This window comes from Micromonospora sp. LOL_013, from assembly GCF_048060315.1.
Taxonomy (GTDB): domain Bacteria; phylum Actinomycetota; class Actinomycetes; order Mycobacteriales; family Micromonosporaceae; genus Micromonospora_E.
Window position 1 is genome coordinate 162,174 of sequence record NZ_JBHMIQ010000003.1, and the last position, 15,543, is coordinate 177,716.

The window sequence follows — 15,543 nt, forward strand, 5'->3', positions numbered from 1 at the left end:
GGCGGTGCCTCGTCCGCCACGCAAAGGATCCCGGCGGCGGGCGCGACGTGCAGTCAGCCATCGGACGAAAAGCGTGGATGTCTCGCGGATGCCGCCGCCCGTACGGACGACCCTGCTCATCCGTACGGGCGTCACTGTCCGTCGACACCGGCGGCTCCGCTAGAACGTACGGCCGGCCGCGACGACGAACGGACGGCGGACGGCACGGCCACCGGCTCCGTCGCAGGCGTCAACCGGTCCGGCACCGGGTAGAGGAACCCGCGTACCTGTCTACATCACGGCTCACCGGGGAGAGTGGTGCCGGACGGACCCACCATGTGGAGGAGACACCTGTGACGGACCATCTGGCGGAGATCAAGGCGCTGCCAGTGCCCGAACTCACCGACGGCTACCCGGCCATCGCCGACCACGGCCTGATCGGCGACGGCCAGACCGCCGCGCTGGTCGGCGTGGACGGCACCGTACGGTGGCTCTGCCTGCCGAGATTCGACGGGCCGGCGCTGTTCGCGGCACTGCTCGACGCCGAACGGGGCGGCGCTTGGACGCTGCGGCCGGCCGGCCTGCGCGCCGTCCGGCAGGAGTACCTGCCGGACACCGCTGTACTGCGTACCGAACTACACACCGCCACCGGACGCATGGAGATCCGCGACGCACTGCTGACCACTGCCGCGTCCGGCGAGCCGGCGGACGAGCCGGCCGACGGGGGCGGCGGTCGGCCTGACGGGGCCGGACCGGTCAGCGACCGGCCGCTCGGCACCGAGCTCGGGGCGGCCTGCGGCGAGCTGGGCCGCCTGGTCACCGTCATCGACGGCACGGTCGACCTGGACATCGGGCTGACCGGCCGGGGTGGGCTGCGGACCACTCCCACCGCCGAGGAGATCGGCATCGAGTTCCTGGCCGGGGACGGCGGCCGGCTGCGGCTGACCGCCAGCCGGCCGGTACCCGGCCTGGACCGGCTGGCCGGCCGGATCCGGTTGACCGCCGGCGACCGGCTCGGCCTGGTGCTGCGCTGGGCGCAGGGTCCGACCAGGCACCGCGACGCCGATCAGCTCGCCGCCGCGCTGGACCGCACCGCTGCGGCCTGGCGGACCTGGAGCCGCCAGATCAACTACACCGGACGGCACGCCGGCCTGGTCCGCCGCAGCGCCATCACGCTCAAGCTCTGCGACGACCACGACAGCGGGGCGGTGGTCGCCGCCCCCACGTCGTCGCTGCCGGAGGCGATCGGCGGCCGCCGCAACTGGGACTACCGGTTCACCTGGGTACGCGACGCCGCGTACACCGTCTACGCGCTGCGCCGGGTCGGGATGGCCGCCGAAGCTGAGTCGTTCCTGTCCTGGGTGTTGCAGGCCTGCACCCGCGACGGCCGACCGCACGTGCTCTACACCCTGGACGGCACCCGGCCGGCCCCCGAACGGATCGACCCGGACCTGTCCGGATACCGCGGTTCCCGGCCGGTGCGCTGGGGCAACGCGGCGGCCGATCAGATTCAGCACGACGTGTACGGCGAAATCCTCGACTGCGCCTGGCAGTGGGCCCGGGCCGGCGGTGCGGTCGACGACCGGCGGTGGTCCCGGCTGACCCGGCTGGGCCGCTCGGCGTTGCAGCACTGGCGTACTCCGGACCACGGCATCTGGGAGATTCGCCACGAGGGCCGCCCGTTCACCTACTCGGTGGCGATGTGCCAGGTGGCGGCGGACCGGATGGCCCGGCTGGCGACCGCCACCGGCCGACGCGACGAGGTCGAGCGGTGGCGGCGGGCAGCCGAGGAGATCCGCTCGGCGCTGCTGACCGAGGCATGGGACGACGACAACGGGCATTTCACCGAACACCTCGGCCAGCCCGGCACCGTCGACGCCAGCCTGCTCGCCCTGCCGCTGCGCCGGGTGGTCGACCCCGCCGATCCCCGGATGGTCGCCACCGTCGACGCCGTCCAGCAACGCCTCGGTGCCGGCGGCGACCTGCTCTACCGCTACCTGCCCGAGGAGTCGCCGGACGGGGTCGGCGGCGGCGAGGGAGCCTTCCTGCTCTGCTCCTTCTGGTGGGTGGACAACCTGGCCGGCAGCGGCCAACTGGACCGGGCCCACGAACTGTTCGAACAGCTCTGCGGCCGGGTGAACCACGTCGGGTTGCTCCCCGAGCAGATCGACCCCGCGACCGGCGCCTTCCTGGGAAACTTCCCGCAGGCGTTCAGTCACATCGGGCTGATCAGCAGCGCGGTCAACCTGGCCCGGTACGGAAGGATGCGGACGTGACAGCGAACGTGATCGTGCTCGGCGCCACCGGCGACCTCACCACCCGTTATCTGTTGCCCGGCCTGGCCCAGCTACGTGAGCTCGGCCGGCCGGCCGGCGGGATGCGGCTGATCGGGGTGGCCCGCGACGAGCTCGACGACCGTGGCTTCCGGCACCGGGTGAGCGCCGCGCTGCGCGAACACGCCCCCGAGGTGGCCGCCCGGGCCCGCAGCGAACTCGCCGAGACGGCCAGCTACGTCCACGGTGACGTGACCGACCCGGAGGTGCTGGCGACGGCGCTGGGAATCGCCCGGAACGGCGAGCGGGCCAGTCACGGTGACGACGCCGTGGTGGTCTACCTGGCCCTGCCGCACCGGTTGTTCGAGCCGGTCGTGATCGCGCTGGGTCGCTGCGACCTGCCGGCCGGCATCCGGCTGGTGGTGGAGAAGCCGTTCGGCGAGGACCTGTCCAGCGCCCGGCGGCTGAACACGGTGCTGCACCAGGTGCTGCCGGACGACCGGGTGTTCCGGGTGGACCACTTCCTGGCCAAGCAGACCGTGCTGAACCTGCTCGGGCTGCGGTTCGCCAACCGGGTGCTGGAGCCGCTGTGGAGCAACACGCACATCACCGGAGTCGACATCGTCTTCGACGAGACGGTCGACGCGGAAGGTCGGTCCAGCTACTACGACCACGCCGGCGCGCTGCGCGACATGGTGCAGAACCATTTGCTGCAGCTGCTGACCCTGGTTGCGATGGAGCCGCCGCTGACCGTCGACCCGGCCGACCTGGCGGTGCGCAAACTGGACGTGCTGCGGGCGGTCCGCCCGATCCGGGCCGCCGACGTGGCCGCCTGCACGGTACGCGGTCGGTACACCGCCGGGGTGGTCCAGGGCCGGCGCGGCGAGCAGAGGGTGGCCAGCTACGTCGACGGCGCCGGGGTCGACCCGGCCCGAAACACCGAGACGTACGCCGAACTGACCGTCCACATCGACAACTGGCGGTGGTCGGGAGTGCCGTTCAAGCTGCGTACCGGCAAGGCGTTGGCCGCCGACCGGCGCGAGATCGTGATCCGGTTCGCCGACGTGCCACACGCGATCTTCACCGGCCGGAACAGCCCGTGCAACGAGCTGCGGCTGCAGCTCGACCCGGACCGGATGTCGCTGCGGCTCAACGTCAACGGCATCGGCGACCCGTTCGACCTGGAGCCGGTCGAGATGGTGACCGAACTGGCCCGGCAGGCACCGAGCCCGTACGGGCAGTTGCTGCTGGCCATCATCGAAGGTGACACCCGGCTCAGCGCCCAGGCGCAGGAGGCCGAGGAGAGCTGGCGGATCATCGAACCGGTGCTCGCCGGCTGGGCGCAGGGCCGGACACCGCTACGCGACTATCCGGCCGGGAGCACCGGACCACGACCCTGACCGGGCGGGCCGCGTACGGCTCCCGGTCGGGCCGGACCGCGTCGCGGCCCGGTCCGGTCCGGTCCGGTCCCGATCTGGCCGGTCAGCGGGCCGCCGGACGGCGGGCCGGGCGACGCCGGCCGCCCGGTCGGCGCCCGGGGCGCCGACCGGTACCGGTGCCGCCGGCGGTGCCGGTCGGAGTGTTCTTCGCCGCCGCGGCCCGGGTCGGCGTGGGCAGCGTGACCGGCACCCCGGACGGGGTGCGGGCGCCGGTGACCCGGGCCAGCTCCGTGTCCGCCGGGCCGACCGAGCTGCGCTGTGGACGGATCTTCGCGGCGGCCATCAGGCGGTCCATGTCCCGCCGCTGCTCGGGCAGGACCAGGGTGGCCACCACGCCGGTGGCACCCGCCCGGGCGGTACGCCCGCCCCGGTGCAGGTAGTCCTTGTGGTCCGCCGGCGGGTCAACGTTGAGCACCAGGTCGAGGTCGTCGATGTGGATGCCGCGGGCCGCGACGTCAGTGGCGACCAGCGCGGTGACCTGACCGGTCTTGAACTGCTCCAGGATGCGGTTGCGCTGCCCCTGGGACTTGCCGCCGTGCAGGGCTGCCGCCCGTACCCCGCTGGCGAGCAGCTGGCGGGCCAGCCGGTCGGCGCGGTGCTTGGTGCCGATGAACATGATCACCCGGCCGTCCCGGGCGGCGATGGCCGCCGTGGTCGCCGGCTTGTCGGCGGCGCTGACGTGCAACAGGTGGTGGCTCATCGCGCCGACGGTGGCGGTGGACGGGTCGACCTGGTGTGACACCGGGTCGGTGAGGAACTCGCGGACCAGCCGGTCCACCCCACGGTCCAGGGTGGCCGAGAAGAGCATCCGCTGTCCGCCCGGCGCGACCTTGCGCAAGATCATGGTGACCTGCGGCAGGAAGCCCATGTCGGCCATCTGGTCGGCCTCGTCGAGCACCGCCACGGTGACGTCGTCGAGCTGGCACGCGCCCCGGTTGACCAGATCGTTGAGCCGGCCCGGGGTGGCGACGACGATTTCCGCGCCGGAGCGCAGCGCGTCAGCCTGGCGTTGGATCGACAGGCCGCCCACGACGGTGACGCAGCGCAGCCGCACCGCCCGGGCGTACGGTTCCACCGCGGCTGTCACCTGCTGGGCCAGCTCACGGGTGGGGACCAGGACCAGGGCCAGTGGCCGGCCGGGGCGGGCGCGCCGCCCGGCGGTACGGGCCACCAGCGGCAGCCCGAAGGCGAGGGTCTTGCCGGAGCCGGTGCGGCCGCGGCCGAGGACGTCGCGGCCGGCCAATGAGTCGGGCAGCGTCGCCGCCTGGATGGGGAACGGCTCGTTGATGCCGTTGGCGGTCAACGCGGCGAGCAGGCTCGCCGGCACACCGAGGTCGGCGAACGAGGGCGTCTGGACGTGAGGAATCGTGGTGGTGCTCATCTGACCGGATCGGCCTTCCGCTAGCTAGGTGGCACGTAGCGAGGAAGGCGCCGGGCGGTGGGGTCGCCAGCAGCGGGTCACAAGCACGAACCAGGGTAGGACTTGCTGCGGTCCGGCTCCCGCCGCCTGAGCGGCGGGAGCCGGACCGTCGTACCGAACAGCTCAGAGCGGGCGGATGTTGGCCGCCTGCGGGCCCTTCTGGCCCTGGGTGATCTCGAACTCGACCCGCTGGTTCTCGTCCAGGCTCCGGTAGCCGGAGGACTGGATCGCGGAGAAGTGGGCGAACACGTCGGCACCGCCCTCATCCGGGGTGATGAAACCAAAACCCTTGTCCGCGTTGAACCACTTGACGGTGCCTACTGCCATGTAACTCTTCTCCTTGATGGAACGATCGGACCCGAGACTGCCTGCGGGCCGATGTGAGATCCGCGCTTACTACGCGGACCGGCGTCGCGGTGCTGATCGCCCCATCCGGAACAGAGCCCGGACACAACAAAGAGCGCCTGGGCCGAGACCCCACAGGCGCTCGCACTGTCTCTGTGACCGGCCGGCCGGCGGGTAGCACCGGGGGCGGCACGGGGAACCAAAACTGCAACAGCACCAGGCTATCACGAATCCGGCGCGTCACCCAGCAACGGCAGATCACTGATCAGCTTCGCCAGCCCGGCCCGGTCCAGCAGGTCCGCCGGGCGCACGGTGACGCCGTCGCGCACGTAGTGGAACGCCGCCCGGACCTGCTCCACCGGCACCCCGGCCAGGTCCGCCCAGGCCAGCCGGTACGCGGCGAGCTGCACCGCCGCCGCGGCCTCGGCCACCCCGGTCGGTTGCCGGCCGGTTTTCCAGTCGACCACGTCGTAGCGGCCACCCGGGCCGGCGAACACCGCGTCCATCCGGCCACGGACCACCACCCCGGAGATCACCGTGGCGAACGGCACCTCCACCTCGACCGGCACCCGGCCGGCCCACTCACTGGCCAGGAACCGCTCCTGCAGCTCCAGCAGGGCGTCATCGGGTGCGGCGTCGGCGTCGGCGGCACCGGGCAACTCGTCGACGTCCAACAGCCGGTCCGCGCCGAAGCGCTGCTCCAGCCAGATGTGGAACGCCGTCCCCCGTCGGGCGTACGGGTCCGGTCGACCGGGCAGCGGCCGGCGCAGCGTGCGGGCCAGCCCGAACCGGTCCCGACGCAGGGCCACCAACTGCGACACCGACAACTGGTCCGGCAACGGCACGTCCACCGGCCCGACCCCGTGGGCCAGCCGATCCCGCTCGGCGAGCAGGATCCGGGCCTCCGCCCACCACCCCGCCGAGGGCTGATCGTCCGGCGGGTCGACCGGCCGGTCCATCGCCTGACGGACCAGGTTCGCCGCCTCCGCCATCCGGGGCCGCTGCGCGCCCAGCGGATCGGCCGGCCACTCGGCCCGTACCGTCACCTCGTCGATCGGGTTTGCCGCACCCGGCAGCGGCTCCGGCGCCCAGTGGTCCACCACCCCCGCGCCGGCCAGGCAGTCGTCGTGGATCTCCTTGAGGAACACCGACGGCCCGCGGTGCCGTTTCACCCCGGCACCCCACCAGTAGCCGGAGCAGAGCAGCAGCCGGCGCGGCCGGGTGACCGCCACGTACGCCAGCCGCCGCTCCTCCCGCTCGTCGTGCTCGCGCCACCGCTTTCCGAACTCGGTCAGCTCCCGCTCCACCGCCTTTTGGTCCTCGGCGTCGTCGAGAGCCAACGCCGGCAGGCCGTCCGCGTCGCCGCGCAACGGGAACGGCAGCACCCCGAGGCCGTACAGGTAGTGGTCCGAGCCACGCACCGCCCCCGGCCAGACGTCGCGGGTCAGCCCGGCCACCGCCACCACGTCCCACTCCAGGCCCTTGGCGGCGTGCGCGGTGAGGATCTGCACCGCGCCGGACACCACGTCGATCTCGCCGGGGCTCAGCCCGCGTTCCTCGTCCTCGGCGGCGTCCAGGAACGCCAGGAACGCCGACAGGGTCGCGGTGTCCGACTCACCGGCGAACCGGGCGGCGACGTCGCCGAGCGCGTCCAGGTGCCCGCGGGCCAGCCCGGCGTCACCGCCGCCGGCCCCGCCGGCCCGGACCGCCACCTCCACGTCCAGGCCAGTGGTCCGCTCGACGTCGGCGATCAGGTCCGGCAACGACTGGTCCAGGCGTTGCCGCAGCAGGGCCAGCTCCCGGCCGTACCCACGCAGCCGGGCGTAGCCCTCCGCCGAGTACAGCTGGGCCGGCCCCGGATCGGCCAACGCCTCCACCAGGCTGGCCTCGTCGAGCCGGTCGACGACGATCTCCGGCTCGGCCGCCCCGGCCCGGGGCAGCTCCCGCCGGACGTCGGCGATCGCCCGGGCCCGCCGGTGCAGCGCCACCAGGTCCCGGGGACCGATCCGCCACCGGGCCCCGGTCAGCAGCCGCAGCAGCGCCGCACCGTCGGTCGGATCGGCTAGCACGCGCAGCGTACTGACGACGTCGCGGACCTCCGGGGTGTCCAGCAGGCCGCCGAGACCGACCACCTCGACCGGCAGGCCGCAGGCCCGCAGCGCCGCCTCGACCGCCGGGATCTGGCTGCGCACCCGGACCAGCACCGCGCTGGTCGGCCGGGCGTCGACCGGGATCTCGTCACCGCGACCCGGCTCGACGCCGGCCGCCCCCCGCCAGGCCGCCAACATGCCGTCGGCGATCCACTCGGCCTCGTCGAGCACCGTGTCCAGCAGCGCGCAGTGCACCGTCGCGGCCGGCGCGCCCCGGGCCGTGCGGCCCGGAATCGGCGGGGCGACCTTCGCGGCGGCAGCCAGCGCCGCCACCCGGGCCCCGGCGGTCCGCAGCGGGCCGGACAGCTGGTTGGCGACGCTGAGGATCTCCGGCCGGTTACGCCAACTGGTGGTCAGCGTCAGCGACCGGGCCGGGGTGCCGTCGGCGCGGGCGAACTCGCCGGGGAACCGGTCCAGGGTGCCGGCGCTCGCCCCGCGCCAGCCGTAGATCGACTGGCACGGGTCACCGACCGCGACCACCGGATGCCCGCCGCCGAACAGCGACCGCAGCATCACCACCTGGGCGTGGCTGGTGTCCTGGTACTCATCGAGCAGCACCACCCGGTAGCGGTCCCGCTCCAACTCGCCCACCGCCGGATGGTCCCGGGCCACCTGCGCCGCCCGGGACATCTGGTCGGCGAAGTCCATCGCCTCGAAATCGGCCTTGCGCTGCTGGTACGCCCGGACCAGAGGCAGCAGGCGCAGCCGGATCTGCTGGATGGTCAGCGCCCGCCGCACGTCGGCGTACACCCGGCCGGGCCGGGACTGCACCTCGGCGAAGAACCGGCCGGTCCAGCCGGCCAGCTGGTCCGGGGTGACCAGGTGCTCGGCCAACTCCCCGGCGAGTGCCAGCACCGCGTCGGTGACCGTGCCCGGTGCCCGGTCCACCTCGGACATGTCACCGTCGTAGTTGCGGACCAGGAAGTCGACGATCTGCCAGCGGGACGCCTCGGTGAGCAGCCGGGCCGACGGCTCGTAGCCGGCCCGGAGCCCGTGTTCAGTGACCACCCGGGCGGCGTACGAGTGGTAGGTGGCCACCATCGGCTCGCCGGCCAGCGGATCCTCCTCCGCCCGGCGGCCCTGCCGGCCGAGCTGGCGGACCAGCTGTCCCAGCCGGGTCCGGATCCGGTGGGCCAGCTCACCGGCGGCCTTACGGGTGAAGGTGAGGCCGAGCACCTGCTCCGGGCGTACCTGGTCGTTGGCGACCAGCCAGACCACCCGGGCGGCCATCGTCTCGGTCTTGCCGGACCCGGCCCCGGCGACCACCAGCAGCGGCTCCACCGGGGCGGCGATGATCGCCGCCTGCTCCGGGGTCGGTGGCGGCAGTTTCAGCAGCCGGGACAGCTCCTGCGGGGTGTAGCGCGGCCCGGCGTCGGGGCGGCGACGCGGCGGCGGAGCGGCGGCGAACAACGACTGCTGGGTCATCCGTGCTCCGCCGGTGGTTCGACGACCTGCCGGCCCTTGCCGGAGACCGGGCAGCTGGTCTTCACCGGGCAGACCCGGCAGCTGGAGTTGGCCACCGCGGAGAACGTCGACGCGGCCATCGTCTGGGCGGTACGGCGGACCATCGCGCTCGCCCAACCGGCGTCGTCGGTGTCAGCCAGCGGCTCCTGCTGCTGCTCCTTCGCCTCCTTCACCGGGGTACCGAGCTGGACCAGCGCCGCGCCACCGGCGTCGTCGCCGTACTCGGCGAACGCCCCCGCCTCGACCGCCGCCTGGTAGGCGCCGAGCTGCGGATGCTCGGCCAGCTCGGCGGCGGTCACCGAGGTCGACTTACCGGTCTTGAGGTCGATCACCACCAGCCGGCCGTCGGCGTCGATCTCCAACCGGTCCACCCGGCCGGTCAACTCCACCGGCTGCCGCGGGTCGTCCAGCCGTACGGTGAACTCGTGCTCGATGGCGAGCAGCCGACGCGGGTTGCTGGCCAGCCAGCGCAGCAGCTTGTCGACCATGCCCTCGGCGCGGGCCAGCTCCGGACCGGCCATCCAGCGGGCGGCCAGGTCGATCGCGTCGAACCGGGCGGCGACGTACTCCAGCAGTTTCGCCCGGTCGACGCTGGCGTCCTCGGCGAGCATCGCCGCCGCGTGCACCAGGTTGCCGACGCCGGCAGCCGCGCTCGGCTCGCCCCGACCGCCGTGCCGCTCCAGCAGCCAGCGCAGGCTGCACCGCAGCGCGCTCTCCATGGTCGACGGGGTGACCCGGACCGATTCCCCCTCGTCGACCAGCGGCCGGTCGTCGGACAGCGGCCGCAGCCCCCACCAGTCATCCGGGTGGGCACCGGGCACCCCGGCGACCGCCAGCCGGGCGAGCACCGCCGCCGCCTCCTGCCGGCGCTGCGGCTGCGCCGTCTGGTCGGCGACCACGGTACGCAGCTCGGCGACCAGCGCCGGCAGGGTGAGCGACCGGGGCGGCCGGCCGACCGGCAGGGTCGGCAGCTCCTCGCCGTCGGCGTCCACCGTCGACACGCCCAGCTCGTGCAGGAACCGGCTCGGCTGCTCCTCGTGGTCCAGCCCGCCGACCCCTGCGGAGGCGACCGCGGTGACCAGCAGCCGCCGGCGGGCCCGGGTCACCGCCACATAGAACAGCCGCCGCTCCTCGTCGAGCAGCGCCGACGTCTGCGCGACCAGCGACGCGGTGAGCCCGGCCCCGTCGGACCGGCCGGTCAGCACGTCGACCAGCCGTTCCGAACCGAGCAGGCTGCCACGCAGCCGCAGGTCCGGCCAGACGCCCTCCTGCACCCCGGCGACCGCCACCACGTCCCATTCCAAACCTTTCGCGGCGTGCGCGGTGAGCAGCCGGACCGCCTCGCCTCGGTCGCCGCTCGGCGCCAGGGTGTCGGCCGGCAACTGCTGGCCGAGCACATGGTCGAGGAAGACCTCGGTCCGGGCACCCGGCAGCCGATCGACGAACCGGGCAGCCGCGTCGAACAGCGCCATCACCGCGTCGAGGTCCCGGTCCGCCGCCGCGGCCCGCCACCGCCCCCCGGCGTCGGTCACCCCACCGACCGGTACGGTGCCGGCCGGGCCGGCCGGCGTCCGGCCGCGCAGAATCGCGCCGAACCACCGGTCGGCCAGCCCGCTGGTCTGCCACACCGCCCAGAGCACGTCCTCGGCGGTCGCACCCGGCCGGGCCGCGGTGTCCCGCGCGGTGGCCAGCAGCGCCGCGACCGCCTGCGCCGGTGCCGCCCAGCGGCGCTCGATCGCGGCCAGCTCCGCCGGGTCACGCAACGCGTCGACCAGCAGTTCACCGGAGGGACGGCGGTCACCGGCGGCCAGCGCCAGGGCCCGCAGCCCTTGCCGCAGGCGCCGCTCGGCCAGCGGGTCCGCCCCGCCCAGCGGGGAATGCAGCAGGGCGACCGCCGCCTCTTCGTCCAGCCTGTCCGGCTCCAACGCGCAGCGCAGCAGCAACAGCAGCGGCGCCACCGCCGGCTGCCGGTGCAGCGGCAGGTCCTCGGCGTGCACCACGGTCGGCACACCGGCGACGTGCAGCGCCCGCTGCAGCGGCGGCAGTTGCAGCGTGGTCGAGCGCACGATCACCGCCATCCGGGACCACGGCACCCCGTCGATCAGATGCGCCACCCGCAGCGCATGCGCCAGATAGCTGGCCTCGCTGGTCGACGAGCGGAACACCCGTACCGCCACGGCGTCGCCGCTGTCCGGGTCCGCGCCGACGGCCGGCGGTGGGTCGGCCGACGACCGACCGACCATCCCGCCGGCAGGGGCCGGGCGCAGCTCGCGGTGGCCGGCCGGGCCGCGCAGCCGCCGGGCCACCCGAGCGGTGGCCGCCAGCAGCTCCGGGTCGGTGCGGTAGCAGACCGGCAGCAGGATCTGCCGGGCGGGCGCGCCCGAGGCGGTCCGGAACCGGTGCCCGAACGCCGGCACGATGCCCGGATCGGCGCCCCGGAACGCGTATGTCGAGGAGTCCGGGTCGGCGAACGCGACCAGCGGCCGCCCGCCACCGGCGATCAGACCGAGCAGCTCGACCTGCGCCGGGTCCGTGTCAGCCAGCTCGTCAACGTAGACGTAGGACAGCCGGCCCCGTTCAGCCCCCAGCAGCGGCGGATCGTCGGTGAGTAACCCGGTGGCGGCCCGGACCAGCTCGGCGTGGTCGTAGCCGATCGAACCCCGGTTGCTGACGTCGCGCAGCGCGAGGACCGCGACGTACTGGCGCAGGAAGCGGGCCGCCGCCGGCCAGTCAGCCCGGCCGAGCCGTTCGCCGAGCCGGGCCAGCTCGACCGGCCCGACACCGCGTTCGGTGGCCCGCTGCAGCAGGTCTCGCAGCTGGGTGGCGAACGCCCTGGTGGGTAGGGCGGCGCGCAGCTCCGGCGGCCAGCCGACCGGGTCGCCGATCTGATCACCGGCCGGGCCGGTCGAGCCGGTGGAGGCGGCCGGGCCGGCCGGACCGGCGGTCCCCGGCTGTGGGCCGGCCACGTCCAGCAGCTCGCGGATGATCAGATCCTGCTCGGGGCCGGTGAGCAGCCGCGGCGACGGCTCACCCCGTTCGGCGGCGGCCCGGCGCAACAGGCCGAACGCGTAGCCGGGAAACGTGCGTACCAGGGGTTCGTGCAGCACCCGCCGGGAGCCGGCGGCGATCGCCGCCTCGATCCGCCGGCGCAGTGCGACGGCGGCCCGACGGTTGAAGGTGAGCACCAGGATCCGCTCCGGGTCGGTCCCCTCGGCGACCCGGGTGGCGACCGCGTCGACCAGGGTTCTGGTCTTTCCGGTCCCCGGACCGCCGACGACCAGCAGCGGCCCGTCGGTGTGTGTGACCACCGCCTGCTGCGCGGGGTCGTCGAAGCGCGCCGGCTCGGCCTGCGCCGGCCGGCGGACCAGCCGGTACGCCTGCACGCCGCTCATCTCACCACGACGATGGGACAGCTGTCGGCAGCCGGGTGGCCGGCACGCCGGGAGGTGGGCACACCGGACGGCGCGGACCCGGTCAACCTAACCGGGCCTCGATCTCGTCCAGCGCCGCCGACACCGAATCGACAACGATCAGCATCTCCCGGGCCGACCGCCCCACGAACGCCGTCTCCGCCAACGCCGTCAGCCAGTCCAGCAGCCCCTGGTAGAAGCCATCGGTGTCGACCAGCACCACCGGTTTGCGGTGCAGCCCGAGCACCGCCGTGGTCCACACCTCGAACAGTTCGTCCAGGGTGCCAAGGCCGCCGGGGAGGGTGACGAACGCATCCGACTTTTCGATCATCAGCGTCTTGCGGCTGGCCATCCCGTCGGTGACGACGAGTTCGTCGGAGTGGGTGTCGGCCACTTCCAGGTCGACCAGCGACTGCGGGATCACCCCGAGCGTCCAGCCGCCGCCGGCCCGGGTACCGTCCGCGAGCACACCCATCATGCCGACACAGCCGCCGCCGGAGACCAGGGTGTGCCCACGTCGGGCCAGCTCCCGCCCGGTCTCGGCGGCCAGGTCGAGCCACCGCTGCTCGAGAGTGCGCGACGAGGCGCAGAAGACTCCGATCGCGGCCATCCGTGCTACTCCTCTCCTTCCGCCGGCCGGTGGTACCCGGCCGGTGCCCGTTCACCGGCCTGCCGCTCGGCCTCGATCTGGGCGTGCGCCGTCTGGCGCAGCGCCGCCTGCTCCGCGGCGAGTGCGGCATCCGCGTCGACGATGTGCCGTACCGCCTCGGCGACGTCGTCGGTCAGGCAGAGCAGGTCGAGGTCGGCATCGCCGATCCGACCCTGCGCCTGCATCGTGTCACGCAGCCAGTCGACCAGTCCGGACCAGTACCCGGTGCCCATCAGCACCACCGGGAACCTGGTCACCTTGCCGGTCTGCACCAGGGTGAGCGCCTCGAACAACTCGTCCATGGTGCCGAACCCGCCGGGCAGCACCACGAACGCCTGGGCGTACTTGACGAACATGGTCTTGCGGGCGAAGAAGTAGCGGAAGTTGATGCCTACCTCCACCCATTCGTTGATGCCCTGCTCGAACGGCAATTCGATGCCGAGCCCCACCGACACGCCGCCGGCTTCGGTGGCACCCCGGTTGGCCGCCTCCATCACACCGGGACCGCCGCCGGTGATCACGGCGTAGCCGGCACCGGCGAGCGCACGGCCCAGTTCTTCGGCGAGCCGGCATTCCGGGCTGTCCGGCGCGCTGCGGGCTGACCCGAAAACACTGACCGCCGGCGGCAGATCAGCGAGAGTGTCGAACCCTTCGACGAACTCCGACAGGATTCGCAGCGCCCGCCAGGAATCCTTGGTCTTCCATTCACCACGGGCCCGTGAATCGAGCAGACCCTGATCGGCGGTGCTGCGGCGGACCGCTTCCCGGCGCAGGGTCACCGCGCCCCGGTGCCGCTCCGACCCCGGTTCGTCGGATGTCGGGCCGACCCCGTCCGGTCCCGGTCGGGATTGGTCGTCTGGCAGGCAATAGTTGTTCGACTGGTCCATCTGGACAACCGTAGTGGGCGGCGTGCCGTGCTTGACGGGCCGCCCGCGCGTGTCCAGTGCGGACGCCGAACGGCCCCGCTGCGACACTCACCTGGACCATGACGAAAAAGGTGATGTCAATCTTGCGTCAAGCGCAACCAAATCGGCTGCGGCTACGTCTTCTCTAACAGATACTGGGTACGCCGGACGGTGGGGAGGACGCCGTCACGGCACCTTCGGGGGGAGGAGTAGTCATGATGACACGTAGCGAACTCATCCGGGTCCGGCGGCAGATGCACCGCCGGATCCGTGTCGTGGTGGCCGAGCGCCGGGTTGCCGGCGGGCGAGCGCTTCCGGCTGAGCCGGGGGACGACGCCGTCGAGCAGGAGCCGGCACTGCTGCGGTGATCCCGGTTCACTCCGGCGTCAGCCAACGCCGGAGTGTCTCGGCACCTTGCTGAATCTTCTCGATCTCCACGTGCTCGTCACGGGCGTGCGCCAGGTTGGGGTCGCCGGGGCCGAAGTTGAGCGCCGGGATGCCCAGCGCGGCGAACCGGGCGACGTCGGTCCAGCCCAGCTTCGCGACCGGCGGCGCGCCGACCGCCGCGAGGAACTCCCGCGCCGGTGCCGACGTCAGTCCGGGCAGCGCCCCGCCGGCGCAGTCGACCACCTCGACGTCGAACTCGGCGAAGACCTCGCGGACGTGCTGCTCCGCCTGCTGCCCGTCGCGGTCCGGCGCGAACCGGAAGTTGACCTCGACGTCGCACCGGTCCGGGATCACATTGCCGGCCACCCCGCCGCCGATCCGGACCGCGTTCAGCCCTTCCCGGTACTCGCATTCGTCGATGGTGACGGTCCGCGCCGAATAGTCGCCCAGCCGGCGCAGCACCTCACCGGCGGCGTGGATGGCGTTCACCCCATGCCAGGACCGGGCCGAGTGGGCCCGGCGGCCGGTGGTGCCGACCACCGCCCGCAGGGTGCCCTGGCAACCGGCCTCGACGACGCCGTGGGTCGGCTCGTGCAGCACCGCGAAGTCGGCCGACAGCCACTGCGGGTGGGTCTCGGCCACCAGACGTAGCCCGTTGAACCGTGAGTCGATCTCCTCCGCCTCGTAGAACAGGTAGGTGACGTCGTACCTCGGCTCGGCGACGGTGGCCGCCAGATGCAACGCGTGCGCCACCCCGGACTTCATGTCCGAGGTGCCGCAGCCGTAGATCACGCCGTCGACCACCCGGGACGGGAAGTTGTCGGCCAGCGGCACGGTGTCCAGATGCCCGGCGAGCACCACCCGTCGGGAACGCCCCAGCTCGGTCCGGGCCATCACCGTGTTGCCGTACCGCCCGGTGGTGAGCCAGGGCACGACGGACAGCGCCTGCTCCACGCAGTCGGCGATCCGCTGCTCGTTGCGCGACACCGACTCGATGTCGACCAACGCGCGGGTCAGGGTCACCGGATCGGCCAGGACCTCGGGGGTCAGCGGGTTCACCATGGCTGGCACGGTACCGTCTCGGCAGGATCGACTCGTCCGCTGATCACCCGGATCGCCCGG

At 73.3% G+C, this 15,543-nt stretch carries 10 protein-coding genes; 3 read left to right on the forward strand and 7 right to left on the reverse strand.

The window, feature by feature from the left end; all coding sequences use genetic code 11:
* Window positions 1-332 precede the first annotated feature (332 nt).
* Window positions 333-2,255 carry a glycoside hydrolase family 15 protein gene (locus tag ACFHWS_RS03810; protein WP_416552227.1) on the forward strand — a complete coding sequence of 641 codons (1,923 nt, stop codon included), beginning with the start codon at window positions 333-335 and terminating at the stop codon, window positions 2,253-2,255.
* Window positions 2,252-3,652 (forward strand): glucose-6-phosphate dehydrogenase, encoded by a 1,401-nt coding sequence (locus ACFHWS_RS03815; RefSeq protein WP_416552226.1) that lies wholly within the window; start codon window positions 2,252-2,254, stop codon window positions 3,650-3,652. The genes ACFHWS_RS03810 and ACFHWS_RS03815 overlap by 4 nt, the downstream gene beginning before the upstream one ends.
* Before the next feature lie 82 nt (window positions 3,653-3,734).
* Here the strand turns inward: ACFHWS_RS03815 and ACFHWS_RS03820 are convergent, their stop codons facing one another.
* From ACFHWS_RS03820 to ACFHWS_RS03845, 6 genes are all read right to left on the reverse strand, one after another.
* Entirely contained in the window at window positions 3,735-5,072 is a 1,338-nt protein-coding gene (locus ACFHWS_RS03820; protein WP_416552225.1) for a DEAD/DEAH box helicase, read from the reverse strand.
* Between the two features lie 162 nt (window positions 5,073-5,234).
* Window positions 5,235-5,438, reverse strand: a complete 204-nt coding sequence (locus ACFHWS_RS03825; RefSeq protein ID WP_123605346.1) for a cold-shock protein — start codon at window positions 5,436-5,438, stop codon at window positions 5,235-5,237.
* Between the two features lie 242 nt (window positions 5,439-5,680).
* A complete protein-coding gene (locus tag ACFHWS_RS03830; protein WP_416567636.1) occupies window positions 5,681-9,031 on the reverse strand; it encodes a UvrD-helicase domain-containing protein in 3,351 nt (1,116 codons plus the stop codon).
* Window positions 9,028-12,462: an ATP-dependent helicase gene (locus ACFHWS_RS03835; protein WP_416552223.1), complete on the reverse strand. Its 3,435-nt coding sequence runs from the start codon at window positions 12,460-12,462 to the stop codon at window positions 9,028-9,030. The genes ACFHWS_RS03830 and ACFHWS_RS03835 overlap by 4 nt, the downstream gene beginning before the upstream one ends.
* 82 nt (window positions 12,463-12,544) lie before the next feature.
* Window positions 12,545-13,090 (reverse strand): TIGR00730 family Rossman fold protein, encoded by a 546-nt coding sequence (locus ACFHWS_RS03840; protein WP_416552222.1) that lies wholly within the window; start codon window positions 13,088-13,090, stop codon window positions 12,545-12,547.
* Between the two features lie 5 nt (window positions 13,091-13,095).
* Window positions 13,096-14,016 carry a TIGR00730 family Rossman fold protein gene (locus ACFHWS_RS03845; RefSeq protein WP_416567637.1) on the reverse strand — a complete coding sequence of 307 codons (921 nt, stop codon included), beginning with the start codon at window positions 14,014-14,016 and terminating at the stop codon, window positions 13,096-13,098.
* A gap of 233 nt (window positions 14,017-14,249) precedes the next feature.
* On the opposite strand from ACFHWS_RS03845, the gene ACFHWS_RS03850 reads away from it, so the two are divergent.
* A complete protein-coding gene (locus tag ACFHWS_RS03850; RefSeq protein ID WP_416552220.1) occupies window positions 14,250-14,402 on the forward strand; it encodes a hypothetical protein in 153 nt (50 codons plus the stop codon).
* 7 nt (window positions 14,403-14,409) lie between these two features.
* On the opposite strand, the gene dapE is transcribed toward ACFHWS_RS03850, so the two are convergent.
* Window positions 14,410-15,483 (reverse strand): succinyl-diaminopimelate desuccinylase, encoded by a 1,074-nt coding sequence (dapE, locus tag ACFHWS_RS03855; RefSeq protein ID WP_416552219.1) that lies wholly within the window; start codon window positions 15,481-15,483, stop codon window positions 14,410-14,412.
* Window positions 15,484-15,543: the final 60 nt, after the last annotated feature.